The sequence below is a fragment of the Kribbella sp. CWNU-51 genome (genome assembly GCF_054073265.1).
Genome location: NZ_JBSXMZ010000044.1, coordinates 133,556 through 152,451, shown reverse-complemented (window position 1 = coordinate 152,451; position 18,896 = coordinate 133,556). Strand labels below are relative to the sequence as shown.

Sequence of the window (18,896 nt, the reverse complement as noted above, 5' to 3'; positions counted from 1 at the left end):
TCATCCGTCCGCGCCGCTGTGACGCCGGATGAAGGCGTCCACGAGTTCCTGCTGCGCCCGATCGCTGGCACCGGTCAGCTCGATCACGTCCCCGTCGATCGTGAGTTTCACCGTCCGCCCGCCGCCGGACCTGCGCAGCCACCCTCGCACCACGGCGACAACCGCGCCGATCGCCTGCAGGCCAGGTGCCAACGAGACGGACAGAACGCCTGCGAGCGCGGCCAGGCCGCCCCGCGTCCCCTCGGGTGCCGCACCCTCGTAGTACGGCTCGACCGACTGGACGTCGAGCGTCAGCAACTCCTCCCGCAGCAGCAGCGCCAACTCCTCGAGCCGCGCCTCGTCGGATCCCTCCTCGACCACCCCAACACGAACATCGGCGCCCATGATCCCTCCCCGTCCCCCAGGCCGCGCGTGGTTCAACCATGCTCCTGTGCCGTCCCGGCGACAAGGCGTGACCTGCGGGTAGGCTGCGGAACCCAGAGTGACAGCTGTACGTCGGAGGGGCGTCATGGTGGGCAAGCGGGGACGCGTGATCGGCCGGATCGCACCGGGGATCGTCGGCGAGGTGATGCTGCCGATCCGGGGTGCCACCGAGGCCTTCTACGCTTACCCGGCGACCGACGAGGTGATCGAGGTGGGCACGCAGGTGGTCGTGGTCGATTTCGACCCGCCCCGCACCGTGTACGTCGCTCGCGCCATCTGACTCCCTGTTCCTCTGAATCTGTACAGCCCCTGGAGGGGAAATGCTCTGGACGTACGTGATCATCGCCGTGGTGGCGGTGGTCGTCCTCCTCATCGTGTTCCGGATGGTCTGGCGGGTGGCGGAGCCGAACGAGGCCCTGATCATCTCCGGCCTCGGCGCGCACTCGAGCTCCGAGCAGATCAACGAGACGCTCGGCTTCAAGATCGTGGTCGGACGCGGCACCGCCGTCCTGCCGGGCTTCCAGACCGTACGGCGGTTGCCGCTGGACATCCGCGCGACACCGCTGACCGTCACCTGCGTGTCCAGCCAGGGCATCCCGCTGCACATCAAGGGCGTCACGGCGTACAAGGTCGGTGACGACTACGGCTCGATCGCGAACGCGGCCCGGCGGTTCCTGGAGCAGAGCGACGAGCAGGTGATGAGCACGATCCACGAGCTGTTCGCGGGTCACCTGCGGGCGATCGTCGGCTCGACGACGGTCGAGGAGATGCTGCACGACCGGGAGACGCTGACCACGAACATCCGCGGCTCGCTGGCGGGCGACATGGAGAAGCTCGGCCTCGTGGTCGACTCGCTGCAGATCCAGGAGATCGACGACGAGTCCGGCTACATCAAGAACCTGGGCCGCCCGCAGGCCGCCGCGGTCGAGGCCGCGGCCCGGATCGCGCAGGCCGAGCGCGACCGGGAGGCGACCGAGCGCGAGCAGGCCGCCGCGGCGCAGAAGGCCGCGGCCGTCCGGGAGAGCTCGATCGCCCAGGCCGGCTACCAGGCCGAGGTCGACCAGGCCAACTCGAAGGCGTCCCAGTCCGGCCCGCTGGCCGAGGCGCTGGCCCGGCAGGAGGTCGTGGTCGCCGAGACGGAGACCGCGAAGCTGAACGCGTCGCTGGCCGAGAAGCAGCTGGAGTCGACCGTTCTGAAGCCGGCCGACGCCGAGGCGTACCGGCAGCGCACGCTCGCCCAGGCCGCCCGTGACGCGCAGATCGCGGCCGCCGAGGCGCAGGCCCGGGAGGTCCACCTGCGCGGTGAGGCGCAGGCGAAGGCGACCGAGCTGACCGGTAAGGCCGAGGCAGCCGCCGTCCAGGCGAAGGCGATGGCCGAGGCGGCCGGTATCAAGGCCCGGGCCGAGGCGCTGGCCACCAACACCGACGCGGTCGTCGCCCAGCAGCTGGCCGAGGCGTACCCGGAGATCGTCCGGGCCGCGTCGTCGTCGTTCGACAAGGTCGGCAACATGGTCGTGCTGAACGGTGCCCAGGGCATCGAAGACACCCTGGTGAAGACCATCACCATGGGCGGCTCCGGCTTCGCCCTGGCCAAGCAGCTGATCGACTCCCTGGCCACCAAGAAGGACCAGAAGCCCTTCCTGGAGTCCGTCCCCGACGAGACGGCGTAACGACCCCCGCGTAACGTCCGAAGAACTGAGGCCTGTAGCGCTCGGTTCTTCGGACGTTATGGCTTTCAGAGCCCGAGGTGCGCGAGTACGGCAAGCACGCGGCGGTGACCGGAATCGGTCGGGGGCAGCTCGAGCTTGAGGAAGACGTTGCCGACGTGCTTGTGGACGGCGCCTTCGGAGATCACCAGCTTCTCGGCGATCGCTGTGTTGCCGAGTCCCTCCGCCATCAGCGCGAGTACCTCATGTTCCCGTGGCGTCGGCCGGTCCAGCGGGTTGCTCCGCTTGACCATCAGCTGGCTGACGACCTCCGGGTCGAGCACAGTCCCTCCCGCGGCCACCCGCCGTACCGCCTCGATGAACTCGTCGACCCGGGACACCCGGTCCTTCAGCAGATAGCCGACGCCTTCACTGCCGGCCGCGAGTAACTCGGCCGCGTAGACCTCCTCGACGTACTGCGAGAAGACCAGCACCGGGAGGCCGGGCCGGACCCGGCGGACCTCGATCGCGGCGCGGAGGCTTCCACGGGGCCGGCACCTGCCTGAGCTCGCCCAGCCGGAGGTCGACCGGCAGTGGGCAGCGCGCGCACAGTGCGGAGACCGCACCGTCCAGACCGCGGTCGGCGAGGATCGGCGGATACATGGTCCGCAGTACGCCGCGCAGCTCGTTCATCGCCTGCTCTGCGCCGTCGCGGGCGTCGTCGAGCAGCTTGGCCGCCTTCTCCGGGTCGTCGGCCATGGTCTGCTTGGCGATGCCGATCCGCATGGCCAGCGACACCAGTTGGGCTTGCGTGCCGTCGTGCAGGTCGCGTTCGATGCGCCGTAGCTCTGCACCATGGGAGTCCACGGCGCCGGCCCGGCTCTTGGTCAGCTCCACGACCCGCTGCTGCAACCGTGCGGTGTCCAACTCGGCCTGACTCGGTGCGAGCAGGTGCCGTACCGCTCGAGCGTGTCCGCGGGCCACGGCCGGCGGGACCCAGCCCAGGAAGCCCAGAGTGACTGCCACCTGCAGCGGGCCGAGTGTCAGTGCCTTCGACCAGCTGTCGACGTCGACACCCATCAGGCTCTACTGGTCATGCTGGCGTGAGGGGGTCATGCCACCACTCGACCGCGCAGGACGATCAGCCGCGGGTGGGTCAGGACGGCCGGGTTGGCCCGCGGATCCTCGTCGTACACGACCAGGTCCGCCGGATCACCGGGCCTCAGCTCACTGGACGCGCCGAGCCACTCGCGCGCACCCCATGACCCGGCCGCCAGCGCCTGCTCCCCCGACATCCCGATCTCGGTCAGGGCCTGGATCTCCTGCGCCACCAGGCCATGCCCGAGTACGCCGCCGGCGTCGGTCCCGGCGTACACCGGTACGCCGGCCTCGTAAGCGTCCCGCAGCCGGACCAGGCGGCGGTCGTAGAGGTCGCGCATGTGGGCCGAGTACGTCGGGAACTTGGCGGCGGCCTGATCGGCGTACTGCGGGAAGTTCTCCAGCTGGATCAGCGTCGGGACCACCGCGACACCGTGCGCGGCCATCCGGTCGAGCATGTCCGGCAGCAGGCCGGTGCCGTGCTCGATGCAGTCGATGCCAGCGGCAAGCAGATCCGGGAGGGCGTGCTCGCCGAACACGTGCGCGGTGACCCGGGCGCCGAGCTCGTGCGCGCGGGCGATCGCCGCGGTCAGCGCCTCGGCCGGCCAGCATGCGGTGAGGTCGCCGGCGTCCCGGTCGATCCAGTCGCCGACCAGCTTGACCCAGCCATCACCACGGCCGGCCTCCTGCTCGACGTACGCGACCAGCTCGTCCGGCTCGATCTCCCAGCCGTAATTGCGGATGTAGCGCTTCGACCGGGCGATGTGGCGGCCGGCCCGGATGATCTTCGGCAGATCCTCGCGCTCGTCGATCCAGCGGGTGTCCGCGGCCGAACCGGCATCCCGGACCAGCAGCGCGCCGACCGCGCGGTCGGCGATCGCCTGCTGCTCCTGGGTTTCCCGGTCGACCGCGCCGTGCTGGTCGAGGCCGATGTGGCAGTGCGCGTCGACCAGGCCGGGCACGATCCAGCCACCGGTGTGCACGGTGCTGACATCGGCAGCGGTGGGCCGGTCGACGACCAGCCCACCGCTGAGGTGGAGCTCCCGCTGCTCGCCGGCCGGCAGCACTGTGCCGACCAGCTTTAGTACGCCGGGTGACCGGGGCGGCGGGGCGGGGAAGGAATCGAACACCGTCATACCGCCGACCGTATCCGGCGTTCCGTCACCCGTGCGAGCCGCCGCCCGGCGTGCAGGTCGGGGTGGTCGGGTCGTTGCTCGCGCACGGCGTACCGGACGGGGTGTCCGTCGGCGTCGGCGTGGGGGTCGGCGTCGGAGTCGAGGTGGGCGTCGGGGTCGGCGTCTGCGTAGGCGTCCTCGTCGGCGTCCTGGTCGGCGTCTGCGTCGGCCGGGTCGGCCGGTGCGTCGGCGTCGTGGTCGGCGTCGTGACCGGGTCCGGCTGCGTCGCCTCGCCGATCGGCGTGGACGGCCGCGTCGTCGGGAGCGGTGTCGCCGTCGTCGAGGTCGCCGTGGTGTCGTCCGGGATGTCCGGCACCGCGCGCGGGTCGACCTTGCGCTCGGCGTTGCCGGTCGACTTCGGCACCGACAGGCTGCCCTTGGAATTCGGGATCAGGACGGCGTTCTTGCTGTAGACCCGCATCCACTTCAGCACGGTGGCGACGAAGTCCTTGGAGTGCTGGTAGCGCAGCAGGGCGGCGACCAGGTCGCGCGGCTGCTTCAGGTCGTCACCCTCGGAGCACAGCACCACCGCGACCGTGGTGACGGCGTCGTACACGTTGTTCGGGTTGCGGAAGCCGTCGCCGTTGCCGTCGGCCCCGAACTCGTCCCACTCCTGCGGGATGATCTGCATCGGCCCGACCGCACGGTCCCAGGTCGGATCGCCGTCGTACCGGCCCTTGTCGGAGTCGGTGATCCGGCCGTTGCCGCTCCGGCCGTTCAGCACCGGGCCGAGGATCTTGCCGCGGGTAGTGCCGGCCACGTCGACCCGGCCGCCGCTGGCGTGGTCGGACTCGACCTTGCCGACGCCGGCCAGCAACGGCCAGGTCAGCCCACAGTTCGGCCGGACGACGGCCAGGTTCGCGGTGGCGCGGCGGTAGGCGGGGAAGACCCCGCGCGGGATGCCGTTGACGGCACCCGGCCGCCCCGGCCGGACGACGGACCTGCCGTCGGTCGCCCCCTGGACGGGGACGTCGGCGCGGGCGGGCTTGTCGGATCCGAGCCGGCCGTCCACACCGGGACGCTGCGGCACGATCATCGTCAGTTCGTCGAACTCACCGCTGTTCAGCCCGGCTCCAGGCGATGGGGCGACCGGGCTGTCCGCCACGAGCGAGCCGGAGGCACCGGCTCCACCCGAAGCGACTGTCACGATGGCCCCGACCAGGAGCGGGGCTGTGCACAGTGACGCGATGATGATTTTGACCCGACGGTTACCACTACGGGTTAGGCGCATAGTCCCCTCAACGATCTATACGCCAGAAAGTTACATCAAGACGACGCAAAGTTACCTGACCCGCCAACACGTGCGAAAACGGGCTCCCAGGTAATCTGCCTCGTTACCCGGGCCGGGTCAGTTGGCCGGCTGGGCCGCCTGCCCCGGCGTCGACTCGGAGGTCGGGTCGCCCGCCGGCGTCGTGGTGACGCACGGATCCGGGGTCGGAGTGGCCGTCGGGGTCGCGGTCGGTGTCTCCGTCGGCGCCGGCGTACACGTCGGTGTCGGTGTTGGCGTCGGTGTAGGCGTGGGGGTCGGTGTCGGCGTAGGCGTGGGGGTCGGCGTCGGCGTCGGCGTAGGCGTGGGGGTCGGCGTCGGCGTCTTGGTCGGCGGCGTCGAGGGCGGCTTCGTCGACGTCGGTGTCGAGGACGGCGGGGTGGCCGGGCTGTTGGACGGCGTGGTCGGCACAGGCGTGCTCGGCCGGCCGGTGGTCGGTCGCGTCGTCGTCGGCTGAACCGTCGGTGTCGGGGACGGAGTCGGCGTCGTCGTGGTACCTGTCCGGGTCGGGTCGTTGCTCTGGTCGACGTTGCCGGTGTCGTCCGTCGGCGGGGTGATCACGCCCTGGGTGTCCGGGATCGTCACCGTCTGCGTGCTGTAGGTCTGCATCCACCGCAGCACGGTCGACACGTAGTCCATCGAGTGGTTGTACCGCAGCACTGCCTGCACGAGGCCCTGCGGGTCAGCCAGGTTCGCACCGCCCGCGCACAGGTAGTCCCCCGCCGCCCGGGCCGCGTCGAACACGTTGTGCGGGTCCTTGATCCCGTCGCCGTTGCCGTCCGCGCCGAACGTCGTCCACGTCCCCGGGATGAACTGCATCGGCCCGACCGCACGGTCCCAGCTGGCGTCGCCGTCGTACACACCCTGGTCGGTGTCCGCGATCGCGGCCATCCCCGGGCCGCCGTTGAGCACCGGTCCCAGGATCCTGCCTCGGGTGTTCCCGTTCGGCTCGACCTTGCCGCCGCTGGCGTGTGCGGACTCGACCTTGCCGATGCCGGCCAGCAGTGGCCAGGTCAGGTGGCAGCCGGGCATCGCCAGCGCGAGATCGTTGGCAGCCTTCTGGTACGCCGCCAGCACCGTGCCCGGGATGCCCGAGGTGTCACCGGTGATGCCGGGAATCGGCTGCACCGTGCCAGTCGTCGTACCCGTGATCGGGACCTGGACGGTCGACTTCTCCTGGGTCGGGAGGCTGCCGTCGACACCGGGCTGCTTCGGGACGTTGTTGGCCAGGTCGTTGAAGATCACGTCCTCGCGCGGAGCGGCCAGCGCGTGCGCGTCGACGATGAACGTGTTCGAGGTGACGCCACCGACGACGAAGACGGCGACCATGGCGGTGGGCGGAGCCAAGCAGACCCAGGTGGCGGTCAACTTCCCCCGCCACGTGTCCAGGTTCTTGAACTGCTGCCTCATCCGAACCGTCCTTCGACGCATTCCGCAGTGGTGTGTCTCTCGGGCGCAGGCACGATCTTAGTCGTCACAGGGTCGTGGGCAACCGGTAACGGTGCGCCACTTCATACAGTGACCGGGTGCCGAACGGTCGCGTTCAGCCCCACGTCGACCAGAATTCACTCCCCCTCCCCGTCCACCACCATAGGCCGGACCGGGCGCCGCTGCGTCAGCTGATCAGATGACAAATCCGACATGAGCGACGTAGGGGTCAGTTGCCCCCGAGCATCTTCTTGAGGTCGTCCGGCAGCTCGAAGTCGCCGTCCTGCCCGCCGCCGAACGCGGCCGGCAGCTGACCGGGCTGCGGGGCGGCCGGCTGGGAGGTGCCCTGGTTGGCCCGCTTGGCCGGGTTGCCGGAGCCGCGCTTCTTGCCCTTCTTCGCCTGCTGCTTGGCCTTCCGCGCACCGCCTGCGCCGGCTCCTGGCATCCCCGGCATGCCCGGCATCCCCGGGATCCCCTTGCCGGAGGCCATCGCGGACATCATCTTCCGCGCCTCGAAGAACCGCTCGACCAGACCGCTGACGGTGGCGACCTCGGTGCCCGAACCCTTCGCGATCCGGGCCCGGCGGGAGCCGTTGATGATGTTCGGATCGGTCCGCTCGGCCGGGGTCATCGAGTGGATGACCGCCTCGATCCGGTCGATCTCACGCTCGTCGAAGTTCTCCAGCTGGTCCTTGAACTGGTTCGCACCGGGCAGCATGCCGAAGATCTTGGTCAGCGGGCCCATCTTGCGGACCGACTGCATCTGGGCGAGGAAGTCGTCCAGCGTGAAGTCCTTGCCGCCACGCTTCTGCAGCTTGGCCGCGGTCTTGGCGGCCTCCTCGGCGTCGAAGGAGCGCTCGGCCTGCTCGATCAGGCTCATCACGTCGCCCATGCCGAGGATGCGGGACGCCATCCGGTCAGGGTGGAAGACGTCGAAGTCCTCGAGCTTCTCGCCGTTGCTGGCGAACATCACCTGGCGGCCGGTGACCTGCGCGATCGACAGCGCGGCACCACCGCGGGCGTCACCGTCGAGCTTGGTCAGCACCACACCGTCGAAACCGACACCGTCCTCGAAGGCCCGGGCCGTCGTCACCGCGTCCTGACCGATCATCGCGTCGACGACGAACAGCACCTCGTCCGGCTGCACCGCGTCGCGGATGTCCGCGGCCTGCTTCATCATGTCCTCGTCGATACCGAGCCGGCCGGCCGTGTCGACGATCACCACGCTGTGCTGCTTGGTCCGCGCCTCGTCCATCGCCCTGCGGGCGACGTCCACCGGGTCGCCGACGCCATTACCCGGCTCGGGCGCGAACACCGGTACGCCGGCCTGCCCGCCGACCACCTGCAGCTGGGTCACCGCGTTCGGCCGCTGGAGGTCCGCGGCGACCAGCATCGGCGTCTGGTGCTGGGTCTCCTTCAGCCACTTGGCCAGCTTCCCGGCCAGGGTGGTCTTACCGGCGCCCTGCAGACCGGCGAGCATGATCACCGTCGGCGGCCGCTTCGCCATCCGCAGCTCACGGGTCTCGCCGCCGAGGATGTTGACCAGTTCCTCGTTGACGATCTTGATCACCTGCTGCGCCGGGTTCAGCCCGCCGCGCACCTCGGCCCCGCTGGCCCGCTCCCGGACCGCCGCGATGAACTCCCGCACCACCGGCAGCGCGACATCGGCCTCCAGCAACGCGATCCGGATCTCCCGGGTGGTCGCGTCGATGTCGGCATCGGTCAGCTTGCCCTTGCCCCGCAGATTCTTGAACGCGGTGGAGAGCCGATCGGAAAGCGTGTCGAACACGAGAAACAGTCCGTTTCCTCGAAGCGATGAACTCCCCGAGTCTACCGGCCCCCCAACCTGTGGATAACTCCAGCGCCGCCAGCCCGGGTCGAGGGGTGGGTGGGCTTGCCGGCGGCTATCGTGCTACGGACGGTCAAGTCGTAGGAAGGGTGCCGGATGGGGACCGAGCGGTCGGCGGAGATGGTTGCGGCGTTGCGGGTGCTGGAGTCGGCAGACTTCGAGCGGGGGACCAGGGAAGAACGTCTGGCCGCGTTCGCGCGGGCGCGGCAGGAGATCTGGGCGATCGCGGATCGGGCCGGCGCCGACAGCACCGCGATTCGGGCGTTGACGCGAGGGCTGGAGTCGTCGGAAGAGTTGCTCGCCGAGGGCGCGCCCTGGGACGAACCGCCGGCTGCCGGCGGCTGACCGTGGCCGACAGCGAGGACATGGTCCGGGTCGATCCGTCGTCGAAGACGTATCAGGAATTCGCCCGTCTCTACCAGATCGCCCAGGAACTTCACCCCGGCGGTGCGAACGGCTGGAACGGCGAGTTGTACGCCCGCACCGACGCCAAGTGGGGCGGTCTGGCCAACGACGGCTCGATCCGGCTGAACCAGCGCCTGGTCCTCGATCAGCTCACCGGCGGCGAGCCGAGCGCCGACCCGCAGGCCCAGGCGCAGGCACTGGCGACGGTGCTGCACGAGTCCAAGCACACCCGTTCGCCGATCGACGCCGAGAACGAGCCGAACGCCGTACGGGCCGGCACGTCGATCGCGCTGAACGAGGCATTCGTCGAGATCAGCACGATCGACGACTTCAGGGACTTCGCCGACCAGGCCGGGTACGGCGGTGTGCCCGATCCTGAGCCCGAGTACCAGGGCGCGGTGCACGCCGGCAACGAGTTGCTGAACCGCGCGACGAACTCGGCGGACGAGCGCCGGCAACTGGTCAACACCGCGGTGGACCAGCCGACCGTCATGGGGTGGGACGTCGTTGCCGACAGCATCGTCCGCAACGAACTGGCGGACGTGGTGCCGCCGGATCCGGAGCACCAGCAGTCCGCCCGCGCACATCTGGTCAACCAGATGTCGATTCCCGAGTGGCAGGGCGTACAGCATCGTCCGGGGCGCGGCGACATGGTCGCGCAACTGACGGTGGAGGGCACCGATCGGGCGGTCGGTCAGATCCGGGAGCACTACCGGCAGAACCCGGGCGAGCCATACCCGGCGAAGGTGCCCAACCCGGCGGCCGCGGTCTCCACCGAAATGCGGAACGGCGAGCGGCAGCGCTCCATGACCAACGCGGTCGGCGGTCAGCAACAGCCGGCTGGTCGCACCGAGGCGGTGGACCTCGCCAAGTTCCCGCCGCCGGATGCCGGCACTCGAGTCTCGGCCGGGACCGGACAAGGCGACACGATGCGGTTTCTGCGGGATCAGGCACCGGCCGGCAGGGCGACCGAACGCCGGCCGAACCTCGGGGACGGATCGCGGGGAGCGGGAGCTCCGGCGGGTGCAGGGGTCGGCCGGCCGGGTGCCGATCGGGGCGCGTCGCCGATCGACCGGGGACGCAAGTAGCTCCGCCGGGGCCACATCCGTTGACAAAGCGGGTTCGTGGCGGCCAGCATCTAACCGGCTAGTGAGGTTCTACAGGTTAGGGGATTGGCGTGGGGCGGAGTCGGGCGGTGGTGGACGGGCCTTCCAACCTGGGGTTGCGGGCGCCGGTGGCAGGGGCGGTGCCGGGGTGTTACAAGTTGGCTGGGGCGATCAGGGATCAGGGGTTCTTGGGGCGGATCGGGGCAGGATTCCGGGTGTGTGACGCCGCCACGGTATGACCGGGGTGGGTGGAAGCCGGGGGACGGAGTGTTCAACGCACCGCAGATGGCGTCGTACACGGTGAAGCTGGCGGATCGGGTGGGCAAGTTGTTCGACGAGGGGCGGTTCGTGGTGTTGCTGGGGGGTGAGTGCAGCAACCTGCTGGGGCCGGCGTTGGCGATGAAGCGGCGTGGGCGGTACGGCGTGGTGTACCTGGACGGCCACTCGGACTTCCGGACGGTCGACAACTCGCCGTACGTCGGGGCCGCGGGAGGCGAGGCGCTCGCACTGGTCACCGGGCGCGGACAGGCGGATCTCACCAACCTCGAGGACCTCGGCCCCTACACCCTGGACACCGACGCGGCGCTCCTCGGGATCCGGGAAGACGACGAGTACGTCGCGGACGTCGAGAAGGCCGGGATCCCGGTGTGGCCGGCGCTGACGATCGCGGCGGATCCCACTCGGGCAGCGACTCGAGTCCTCGAGCACCTGGGGCGCGACGAGCTCGACGGGTTCTGGGTGCACCTGGATGTGGACATCCTCGACGCCGCGGTGATGCCCGCCGTCGACAGTCCGGACCCGGGCGGCATCGACCACGCCCAACTCCGGGCCCTGCTCCGACCGTTGCTCGCGTCCCCCGAGTGCATCGGGATCGACATCGGCATCTACGACCCCGATCTGGATCCCGACGGCAGCTACGCGGCCGAGCTCACCGACACCCTGGTGGCGTCCTTCAGCTGACCCAGACCAGCCCTTGCCCGTGCGGCTCGGCCTGTCCCAGGATCCGCCGTTCCCCGCCCGGCCAGGTCTGCAGCTCGACCAGGAACTCATACGACTCGCCTCGCCGCATCGGTTCGAGTCGGAGCCGCGCCAACGGAGCAGAGTCGGACGCCTCCGAGCCGAGCTCCGCCAACCGCTCCTCCACAGCTGCCCGATCGTTCACGGGCAAGTACTGCCACATGATCGAGTGCCACACCACGGTCACATGCCCCGGTGACAACTCCATCCCGCGCACGAACGCGACTGCGCCCTCCCGTCGTACGTCGGCAGGCACCTGCCGGGCGATCGCCAGCGCACCACGCAACCGCTCCAGCCGCTCGACCATGTCGGGCCAGACGTACGACGTGAGCGTACGAGCGCCCTCCTCCGTCAGCGGGTTCACCGGCGCGATGTCGCACCCCACTCGCTCCGCGATCCGCAGCGGCGCCGGCTTCAAAGTCCGCCCGGTCCACGCCGACTCGAACACCACGGGACTGTCAGTCGGACCGTACGACGTCCCATCCGCCAAGTACCGGAACCGGTCCGCCCGCAGATTGAGCCCAGCACTAGCCCCGATCTCGAACAGCCGCACCGGCAGCGGCACCGTCTCGACCAGTTGCAGTAGACCGCCATAGAGCGCGGCCGCACGGCCCACCTCGTTGGTCTGCGGCGGCTGCGTCAGCAACGACCGCACTTCTCCGGACCGTGACTCCAGGACCTGAGCGAACGCCTCCCACCCGAGCACCGGATCCCACACCCCGCCGACGCTCGGGTAGAACGCGGCGAGCTCCGGCACCTCTCCCGCCAGCACCAGCCCATGCACCGCGCCAAGCAATCGCAGTCCGATCGCCGCACCGAACGATCGGTCCTCATAGCCGGCCAGTACCTCGACCGACGGACCGCCCACCTCGTAGTCGTCCACGATCAGCCGGCACAGTTCGGCGTACATGGGCGACCCGAGGTCCTCACAAGCAACGGCCTGACGCTGAAGCGCCTCTACGACATGCACACAGCCGAGACTAGAAGGTCAGGCGATCCAGGACCGACTTTGCCGTCGTCCGCGCGTCCTCGTCCTCGAGTGGCGAGCCATGGTCGTCCGTGAGGTAGAAGACATCCACACACTCAGCACCCAGCGTGCTGACATGGGCGGAGCGGATGTCGGCCCCGGTCGAGGCTATGGCCGCAGTGACGTCGTACAGCAGGCCGGGACGGTCGTGAGCCCGCACCTGCAGCACAGTCGCCGTCTCCGAAGCTCCAGGCAACAGGTCGACCCGGCTGGCCACCCGCTGCTTCACCGCCGACGAGTCGCGCGCGGCCAAGCGCCGTACGAGATCGGCGTCGTCCCGCAACGCCACCGCGAGCCGGTCACGCAACCGCACCGGGTCGGGCGGCGATCCAGCGACGGTCCACTGCGAGATGCCCAGGCCTTCAACGGATGTGATCACCGCGGACCGCACAGCGAGCCGCTCCACAGCCAGTACGGCGGCAACAGTCGACAGCGTCCCCACTTGGTCAGGTACGGCGACGTTGACGCGCACATCACCGTGATGCTCGGTCACTGTCAGCCCCAGCCGCCCGACACCGACCACCTGGTGCAGAACCGGTACGGGGATCGGCGGAGCATCGGTCCACATGCCCTCCCCTCCCCCGGACAGCTCACCACGCACCCGTCGGCACAGCTCGCCGACCAAGCGCATCCGCCACGGTGACGACGCAGCCGGACCCGCCGCCCGGGCGTCGGCGTACGTGAGCGCCTCCAGTAGGTCCAGCGTCTCTGTGGTGCGGACGATCCCGGCCACCAGGTCCACGGTCATCGGGTCGTCGAGATCCCGGCGGGTGGCGACCTGGGCGAGCATGAGGTGCTGCCGGACGAGGAGCCCGATCGTGTCCGCATCCGCGTCGACGAAGCCGAGCCGCCGAGCCACTCGCGCCGCGATGACCGCACCGGTGACACTGTGGTCGCCGTCGACCGCCTTCCCGAGGTCATGCAGCAGTGCGGCGACCAGCAACAGGTCGGGCCGCCGCACGTCGCGCACCATCTTGGACGCCTCGACACACGTCTCCAGCAAGTGCCGGTCGACAGTGAAGCGGTGGACCGCCGACTGCGGCGGCCGGAACCGCACTGTGTCCCACTCGGGCAGGATCCGCGAGATGTAGCCGGCCTGGTCCAGCGCCTCCCACACCTCGAGCAGTCCGCCGCCCGCACCCAGCAGCGCGCACAGCAACCGCCGCGCCTCACCCGGCCACGGCTCACCCAGGTCAGCAGCGGACGACGCCAAGCGCGCGCACACAGCAGGTGACAGGACGAGCTCACGATCGGCGGCGACCGCGGCAGCACGCAGCCCGAGTACTGCGTCGCGCTCCGGCCGCGCATCCGGCATCAGCACGACTTCACCCTCGTGCTGACCGACTCCCTCATCGAGTGCCAGCAGCAACGGCCCACCGGTCCGCTGCCGGCGCCTGGACCGTGGCGGCTTGGTCATCAGGCTCTCGACCCGTCGCCAGGACACGTCACACACATGCGCGAGCGTGCGGCCGGTCGAGTACACGTGCCGCAGCAATTCATCCCGCCCGGACAGACCGAGCCCGGTTGCGACCTCACCGGCCAGGTCGGCGACCAGTCTGTCGGTGGAACGACCGGCGACCGTGTGCAGCTCGTCGCGAATGTTCAGCAGGTCAAGCCGCGCCCGCTCCACGACCGGATGCGGTACGTCGACCAACCACGACGCCACCAACGCGCGCAGTACGACGGCGTCTCGCAGACCGCCGTACGCCTCCTTCAGGTCGGGCTCGGCGAGATGCGCGAGCTCTCCGACGGTCGAGGCGCGGTCACGGCAGGCCTGGGCCAGCTCAGGCAACCTGGAGCGAGCAGTACGCCGCCAGTCCGCCATCAGCACCGACCTCAGCTCCAGCGTGAGGTGCGAATCCCCTGCGACGTGGCGCGCGTCCAGCAGGCCGAGCGCGACCCGAACGTCAGCGGCTGCTGCCTGCCGCGCTTCCGCGAGGGTCCGGACACTGTGGTCCAGCTTGGTCCGCGAGTCCCACAGCGGATACCAGATCTGTGCGGCCAGCTCGTCCACCCGTGGGTACCCCTCGACGTGCACGAGCATCACGTCGAGATCGCTGTACGGCGACAGCTCCTCCCGGCCGTAGCCGCCGACCGCGACCAGCGCGACGCCCTCGGCAGGTACACCGAGGGCGTCACAGGCCTTGGAGAGGAGCAGGTACAGCAGCGCGTCGGCCTCCTCGGCACGAGCGCGCCGCTGTTCTGCTCGGTTCACCATCTAGAGGGCGTCTCCGTCCAGTTCTCCGGTCCGGACCCGGACGATGGTCTCGACCGGGGTGACCCAGACCTTGCCGTCGCCGATCTTGCCGGTCTGCGCGGCCTTGACGATCACGTCCACCACGTCAGCGCTGTCACCGTCCTCGACGACGACCTCGAGCCGGACCTTCGGGACCAGGTCCACCTCGTACTCGGCGCCGCGGTAGACCTCGGTGTGGCCCTTCTGCCGGCCGTAGCCGCTCGCCTCGGTGACCGTCATGCCGGTGACGCCGAACGTCTCCAGCGCGGCCCGGACGTCCTCCAGCTTGTGCGGCTTGACCACCGCGGTGATCAGCTTCATGCGTTCGCACCTTCCTTCTCGGACGTCTCGGTGGTCCCATTGTCGGTCTCGCTGGTGCCCGGCCTGGCCAGCGGGCTGTGCCCACGCAGACCCGACGCGCCCAGGAAGTCGTACGCCGTCTCCGCGTGCTCGACCTGGTCCACACCGGTGACCTCGTCGTCCTCCGTGACGCGGAAGCCGATGGTCATGTCGATCACCTTGGCGAGGATGAACGCCACCGTGAAGGAGTACACGCCGACCACCAGGTTGGCCAGCGCCTGCTTGCCCAGCTGCGCGACACCGCCGCCGTACAACAGGCCGTTGACCGCCGACGGGGCCGCCGCCGTACCGAGGATGCCGATCATCAGCGAGCCGAACAGACCGCCGACCAGGTGCACGCCGACCACGTCAAGCGAATCGTCGAAGCCGAACTTGTACTTCAGCGAGACCGCGAAGCAGCAGACAGCGCCGGCCAGCAGGCCGAGGATGATCGCACCGACCGGGGTGACCGCCCCACAGGACGGGGTGATCGCGACCAGACCGGCGATCGCGCCGGACGCCATGCCCAGGGTAGTGGCCTTGCCGTGCCGGATCCGCTCGATGATCAGCCAGCCGATCACCGCGGCGGCGGTGGCGGCCTGGGTGTTCACGAAGGTGACCGCGGCGGTGGTGCCGGCGCTCAGCGCGGAGCCGGCGTTGAAGCCGAACCAGCCGAACCACAGCAGACCGGCGCCGAGGATGACCAGCGGCAGGCTGTGCGGCCGCATCGGGTCCTTCTTCCAGCCGATCCGCTTGCCGAGCACGATCGCCAGCGCGAGCGCGGCGGCACCGGCGTTCACGTGCACCGCCGTACCACCGGCGAAGTCGACCGCCTTCAGCTTGTCGCCGATCCAGCCGCCCTCGCCGTCCTGCAGGAACCAGACCGAGTGCGCGACCGGGAAGTACACCAGGAGCGTCCAGCCCACGACGAACGCGATCCAGCCACGGAAGCTGGCCCGGTCCGCGATCGCACCCGAGATCAGCGCCGGCGTGATGATCGCGAACATCAGCTGGAACGCCACGAACGCGAGCGTCGGCGTCGAGCCGCTCACCGCGTCCGGCGACATCAGGCCCTTCAGGCCGACTTCGGAGAAGTCACCGACCACATGCCCGGTGTCGCCGGCGAACGTCAAAGAGTAGCCGACCACCACCCACATGATCGTGACGACGGCGATGGTGATGAAACTCATCATCATCATGTTCAGCACGCTCTTCATGCGCACCATGCCGCCGTAGAAGAAGGCCAGGCCTGGTGTCATCAGCATCACCAGGGCGGCGCTTGCCAAGACCCAGGCGGTATCGCCGGCGTTGATCTCCATCAACGTCATCCCTTCCATCGTTCTGGGGGTGGCCGGCGTCCTCAGTCGGGAGACTCCACAACGCCGGGGAGCCCGCGCTCAGCCACACCGCAAACGGTGTCGGCGCGCCGTTTCAGCCGATCGGTCCGTTTGTTTCAGGCATGTGACAAAGCGCCCTCCCAGGTGACATCGCGGTGACATCGGCGAACATGTGGCACTCTGGCCTGGACCACACGGGCCAGCAGCCGCGCCACTGCACCCGTCCGACCTGGGGACGAGAAATGGAGACCAACCACGAGGTGAGGCCGCGCCGCGGCCGACCACGAGACCCCGACGCCGAGCCGAGGATCCGCCAGTACGCCCTGAAACTCCTCCTCGAGCGAGGATTCGACGGGATGACCGTGGACGACGTCGCCGAGGCCGCGGGAGTCGGCAAAGCGACGATCTATCGGCGCTGGGCGAGCAAGGAGCTGCTCGCCAGCGACGCGATGGCCCAGCTTTTCGACCTGGAGATCCCGGATGCCGACACCGGCTCGATCGCCGGCGACCTGCGCCAGGTCTACAGCTACGCATTGACCTTCGTGAACAGTGAAAGGGGACTTGCATTGATCCGCCTCGCGGTGTCGGAGGCGAACCGGGATGTCCGGTCCGCCGCGATCTACCGCGACTTCCTGGGGCGCCGGATCGAGCAAACCAGGGACGCGCTGGACCGGGCCCGGGACCGGGGCGAGCCGATTCGGGCCACCGCGGACCCGGCGCTGATGGTCCAGTGGCTCGCCGGGGTATTCGTCATCCGCGCGCTGACCGGGGAGCCGATGCCGCTGCCCGAAGACGCGGACCGCCTGGTGGGTATCACCTTGCGGGCCATCTTGAAGGACGGTTCAGGGTCGGATGCCTGGTCCGACAGCCAGACCGTCCACGCCGAGTTCGGTGACTCGCCGCACTCTGCCTGAGGACAGGTCCCAGGCCAAGACCCAGCCTCGGACCTGCAGCAGAGGAGTGCCGTCGCCGTACCAGCCCAGTACGGAGCAACAGCCGGGCTCGCGTACGTAGGCGCGGTCGGCCCGGGGCGTCCTCGGCGGCCCGGCGACCGGCTCGCCCAGCACCAGCAGGCTACTGGGCCGCGCGCGCACGGTGGAGATCGCCGCCAGGACCTGGGGTTGCGAGATCTTCGTCGGGACTTGAGGAAGGTCGTTGGAGACGAAGAGCCGCGCGGCGATGCTGCTCGTCGAGAAGGTCTGGCCGACCCAGAACCGGACCGGGAGCGCCAGAGGGCTGCCCTCGATCCACTGTCCGCTGACCGTGTACCGGCCCACTGACCCGCCATCCAGCCGGAACGGCGCTGTGACCGCATCGGCGTCCTTGGCCCCGTTGACCTTGACCAGTGGCCCCTCGCCGAACCCGCCCTCGCCCACCAGGACGCGGTAGGCCACACCAGGTCCGCTGACGAGTACGCGCTGGGCGTCTCCGAGCCAGGACACGCTGCGGAGGTCTTCGGTCGGTACGTCGTAGTGGCTGACCTCCGCCGTCCCGGCGTCGACCGTAACCAGCTCCCCCGGCTGCGGGAACGCGGCGATCCGGCCGTCGGGTGACACGGCGCCCGGGCTCAACGGCGACCCGGTGGCGATCGGCACCAACTGCACGTCGGCACGCGACCACGAGGAATCGGCGCCCAGTAGCAGCGGCTCGTACGTGTCGCCACGCTTCTCCAGCACGACGGCGGCAATCCGGTCGATCGGGTGCTCGGACAACGGTTTTGCGTTGCTGGGCAACTGCAGACTGTCTCCCAGCGGGGTTTCGAGCCGGTCGAGGAAGCGCTCGCTCCCGGACGGCGGAGCCACCCAGTAGTCGATCCCGGCGATCTTTCCGGCCGGTGCGACGTAGTCAGGCGGGTTGGTGGGCGGAGTGGTCGGTGGGACGAGTTCAGCGCCCTTGCCGGAGCTGACTCCGAACCCGATCGCGGCGATGACGGCGATCAGGACCACGACCACCAGTCCGACGAGGACACTGCGGCGCCGGCGTTGCCGGATGGCGACGCCCTCCGCCCAGGCCGCGTCGGCCAAGTCCGGCTCCGGAAGCCGACCGACGGCCCGGGCGAGCAGCGGCTGGACGTCCTCGCGCCTCACCGCGCCTCACCCCTGTCCGCGTCACGCCAGTCCCCCAGCCCAAGCGCCTTGTTGAACCGGCTGAAGGCCGTCAGCCCGTGCGTGTGCGCCGCCGTGTACGAGATGCCGAGTACGTCGGCCACCTCGTACTCGGTGAGCTCCTCGAGGTGCAGCAGCACCAACACTGTCCGTTGCACCGGCGTCAGGTCGGCAAGTGCGAGCTTGACCGGGTCCTCCTCGTCCGGGAACGCCTTCACCCGGCTCCAGCGCGTCAGCGCCGGTTGGTAGAGCAACCGCTGGACGAACGCATCCGGGTCGTCCACCTTGGTCCAGCGCAGGGACAACCGCGTGAAGGCGCGCAGAAGTGCCTCCTCGGCTCGCTCCAGATCGCCGTACACCAGGTACGCCGTCCGGAGCCATCTGCCCTGCCGCGCGTCAACATACGAGGCGAAGTCCGGGTCGACCGTCTCGCGCATC

19 protein-coding genes are annotated in these 18,896 nt (G+C 69.6%); 6 read left to right on the top strand and 13 right to left on the bottom strand.

The annotated features are described in order from the left end of the window. A complete protein-coding gene (locus ACXC9Q_RS35015) occupies nucleotides 1-384 on the bottom strand; it encodes an effector-associated constant component EACC1 (protein WP_457060937.1) in 384 nt (127 codons plus the stop codon). Between the two features lie 124 nt (nucleotides 385-508). Between ACXC9Q_RS35015 and ACXC9Q_RS35010 the strand changes: the two genes are divergently transcribed. After that, nucleotides 509-703 (top strand): hypothetical protein, encoded by a 195-nt coding sequence (locus ACXC9Q_RS35010; protein WP_457060935.1) that lies wholly within the window; start codon nucleotides 509-511, stop codon nucleotides 701-703. Nucleotides 704-743: 40 nt separating this feature from the next. After that, nucleotides 744-2,093, top strand: a complete 1,350-nt coding sequence (locus ACXC9Q_RS35005; RefSeq protein ID WP_457060934.1) for an SPFH domain-containing protein — start codon at nucleotides 744-746, stop codon at nucleotides 2,091-2,093. A gap of 65 nt (nucleotides 2,094-2,158) precedes the next feature. Here ACXC9Q_RS35005 and ACXC9Q_RS35000 read toward each other — a convergent pair whose 3' ends face one another. From ACXC9Q_RS35000 to ffh, 6 genes are all read right to left on the bottom strand, one after another. Then, the gene (locus tag ACXC9Q_RS35000) at nucleotides 2,159-2,563 is read right to left on the bottom strand and encodes a LuxR C-terminal-related transcriptional regulator (protein WP_457060933.1); all 405 of its coding nucleotides are present in this window, start codon (nucleotides 2,561-2,563) and stop codon (nucleotides 2,159-2,161) included. Then, a complete protein-coding gene (locus ACXC9Q_RS34995; protein WP_457060932.1) occupies nucleotides 2,499-3,149 on the bottom strand; it encodes a sensor histidine kinase in 651 nt (216 codons plus the stop codon). The genes ACXC9Q_RS35000 and ACXC9Q_RS34995 overlap by 65 nt, the downstream gene beginning before the upstream one ends. 32 nt (nucleotides 3,150-3,181) lie before the next feature. After that, a complete protein-coding gene (locus tag ACXC9Q_RS34990; protein WP_457060931.1) occupies nucleotides 3,182-4,303 on the bottom strand; it encodes an amidohydrolase family protein in 1,122 nt (373 codons plus the stop codon). 25 nt (nucleotides 4,304-4,328) lie between these two features. Further along, entirely contained in the window at nucleotides 4,329-5,489 is a 1,161-nt protein-coding gene (locus ACXC9Q_RS34985; RefSeq protein WP_457060930.1) for a lytic transglycosylase domain-containing protein, read from the bottom strand. A gap of 201 nt (nucleotides 5,490-5,690) precedes the next feature. Continuing rightward, nucleotides 5,691-7,019 carry a lytic transglycosylase domain-containing protein gene (locus ACXC9Q_RS34980; protein WP_457060929.1) on the bottom strand — a complete coding sequence of 443 codons (1,329 nt, stop codon included), beginning with the start codon at nucleotides 7,017-7,019 and terminating at the stop codon, nucleotides 5,691-5,693. A 247-nt stretch (nucleotides 7,020-7,266) separates the two neighbouring features. Next, nucleotides 7,267-8,826, bottom strand: coding sequence for a signal recognition particle protein (ffh, locus tag ACXC9Q_RS34975; protein ID WP_457060928.1), 1,560 nt, complete (start codon nucleotides 8,824-8,826; stop codon nucleotides 7,267-7,269). A gap of 156 nt (nucleotides 8,827-8,982) precedes the next feature. Between ffh and ACXC9Q_RS34970 the strand changes: the two genes are divergently transcribed. The 3 genes from ACXC9Q_RS34970 to ACXC9Q_RS34960 all read left to right on the top strand — a co-directional run bounded on the left by ACXC9Q_RS34970 (nucleotide 8,983) and on the right by ACXC9Q_RS34960 (nucleotide 11,357). Continuing rightward, on the top strand, nucleotides 8,983-9,231 hold the full coding sequence (locus ACXC9Q_RS34970) for a hypothetical protein (RefSeq protein WP_457060926.1): 249 nt from the start codon (nucleotides 8,983-8,985) through the stop codon (nucleotides 9,229-9,231). A 2-nt stretch (nucleotides 9,232-9,233) separates the two neighbouring features. Next, entirely contained in the window at nucleotides 9,234-10,379 is a 1,146-nt protein-coding gene (locus ACXC9Q_RS34965) for a hypothetical protein (RefSeq protein ID WP_457060925.1), read from the top strand. Between the two features lie 237 nt (nucleotides 10,380-10,616). Next, nucleotides 10,617-11,357 (top strand): arginase family protein, encoded by a 741-nt coding sequence (locus tag ACXC9Q_RS34960; RefSeq protein WP_457060924.1) that lies wholly within the window; start codon nucleotides 10,617-10,619, stop codon nucleotides 11,355-11,357. On the opposite strand, the gene ACXC9Q_RS34955 is transcribed toward ACXC9Q_RS34960, so the two are convergent. The 4 genes from ACXC9Q_RS34955 to ACXC9Q_RS34940 are packed head-to-tail and all read right to left on the bottom strand — an operon-like array spanning nucleotide 11,350 to nucleotide 16,344. Further along, a complete protein-coding gene (locus ACXC9Q_RS34955; RefSeq protein WP_457060923.1) occupies nucleotides 11,350-12,384 on the bottom strand; it encodes a DUF2332 domain-containing protein in 1,035 nt (344 codons plus the stop codon). The genes ACXC9Q_RS34960 and ACXC9Q_RS34955 overlap by 8 nt on opposite strands. A gap of 10 nt (nucleotides 12,385-12,394) precedes the next feature. Then, on the bottom strand, nucleotides 12,395-14,659 hold the full coding sequence (locus ACXC9Q_RS34950) for a [protein-PII] uridylyltransferase (protein WP_457060921.1): 2,265 nt from the start codon (nucleotides 14,657-14,659) through the stop codon (nucleotides 12,395-12,397). Continuing rightward, nucleotides 14,660-14,998: a P-II family nitrogen regulator gene (locus ACXC9Q_RS34945; protein ID WP_131346991.1), complete on the bottom strand. Its 339-nt coding sequence runs from the start codon at nucleotides 14,996-14,998 to the stop codon at nucleotides 14,660-14,662. After that, nucleotides 14,995-16,344, bottom strand: coding sequence for an ammonium transporter (locus ACXC9Q_RS34940; protein WP_457060920.1), 1,350 nt, complete (start codon nucleotides 16,342-16,344; stop codon nucleotides 14,995-14,997). The genes ACXC9Q_RS34945 and ACXC9Q_RS34940 overlap by 4 nt, the downstream gene beginning before the upstream one ends. 251 nt (nucleotides 16,345-16,595) lie before the next feature. Here ACXC9Q_RS34940 and ACXC9Q_RS34935 point away from each other — a divergent pair, with 251 nt between their 5' ends. Then, nucleotides 16,596-17,267, top strand: a complete 672-nt coding sequence (locus ACXC9Q_RS34935) for a TetR/AcrR family transcriptional regulator (RefSeq protein ID WP_457060918.1) — start codon at nucleotides 16,596-16,598, stop codon at nucleotides 17,265-17,267. On the opposite strand, the gene ACXC9Q_RS34930 is transcribed toward ACXC9Q_RS34935, so the two are convergent. Both ACXC9Q_RS34930 and ACXC9Q_RS34925 read right to left on the bottom strand, forming a co-directional pair. Beyond that, nucleotides 17,196-18,440 (bottom strand): hypothetical protein, encoded by a 1,245-nt coding sequence (locus ACXC9Q_RS34930; RefSeq protein ID WP_457060917.1) that lies wholly within the window; start codon nucleotides 18,438-18,440, stop codon nucleotides 17,196-17,198. The genes ACXC9Q_RS34935 and ACXC9Q_RS34930 overlap by 72 nt on opposite strands. Beyond that, nucleotides 18,437-18,895, bottom strand: coding sequence for a sigma factor-like helix-turn-helix DNA-binding protein (locus tag ACXC9Q_RS34925; RefSeq protein WP_457060915.1), 459 nt, complete (start codon nucleotides 18,893-18,895; stop codon nucleotides 18,437-18,439). Before ACXC9Q_RS34925 ends, ACXC9Q_RS34930 begins: the two co-directional genes overlap by 4 nt. Between the last annotated feature and the right edge of the window lies 1 nt (nucleotide 18,896).

Bases quoted from the DNA above. Each gene is read 5' to 3' on its own strand.
- ACXC9Q_RS35015 (WP_457060937.1), bottom strand. From the start codon at position 384: ATGGGCGCCGATGTTCGTGTTGGGGTGGTCGAGGAGGGATCCGACGAG.
- ACXC9Q_RS35010 (WP_457060935.1), top strand. From the start codon at position 509: ATGGTGGGCAAGCGGGGACGCGTGATCGGCCGGATCGCACCGGGGATC.
- ACXC9Q_RS35005 (WP_457060934.1), top strand. From the start codon at position 744: ATGCTCTGGACGTACGTGATCATCGCCGTGGTGGCGGTGGTCGTCCTC.
- ACXC9Q_RS34995 (WP_457060932.1), bottom strand. From the start codon at position 3,149: ATGGGTGTCGACGTCGACAGCTGGTCGAAGGCACTGACACTCGGCCCG.
- ACXC9Q_RS34990 (WP_457060931.1), bottom strand. From the start codon at position 4,303: ATGACGGTGTTCGATTCCTTCCCCGCCCCGCCGCCCCGGTCACCCGGC.
- ACXC9Q_RS34980 (WP_457060929.1), bottom strand. From the start codon at position 7,019: ATGAGGCAGCAGTTCAAGAACCTGGACACGTGGCGGGGGAAGTTGACC.
- ACXC9Q_RS34970 (WP_457060926.1), top strand. From the start codon at position 8,983: ATGGGGACCGAGCGGTCGGCGGAGATGGTTGCGGCGTTGCGGGTGCTG.
- ACXC9Q_RS34950 (WP_457060921.1), bottom strand. From the start codon at position 14,659: ATGGTGAACCGAGCAGAACAGCGGCGCGCTCGTGCCGAGGAGGCCGAC.
- ACXC9Q_RS34945 (WP_131346991.1), bottom strand. From the start codon at position 14,998: ATGAAGCTGATCACCGCGGTGGTCAAGCCGCACAAGCTGGAGGACGTC.
- ACXC9Q_RS34940 (WP_457060920.1), bottom strand. From the start codon at position 16,344: ATGACGTTGATGGAGATCAACGCCGGCGATACCGCCTGGGTCTTGGCA.
- ACXC9Q_RS34935 (WP_457060918.1), top strand. From the start codon at position 16,596: ATGGAGACCAACCACGAGGTGAGGCCGCGCCGCGGCCGACCACGAGAC.
- ACXC9Q_RS34925 (WP_457060915.1), bottom strand. From the start codon at position 18,895: ATGCGCGAGACGGTCGACCCGGACTTCGCCTCGTATGTTGACGCGCGG.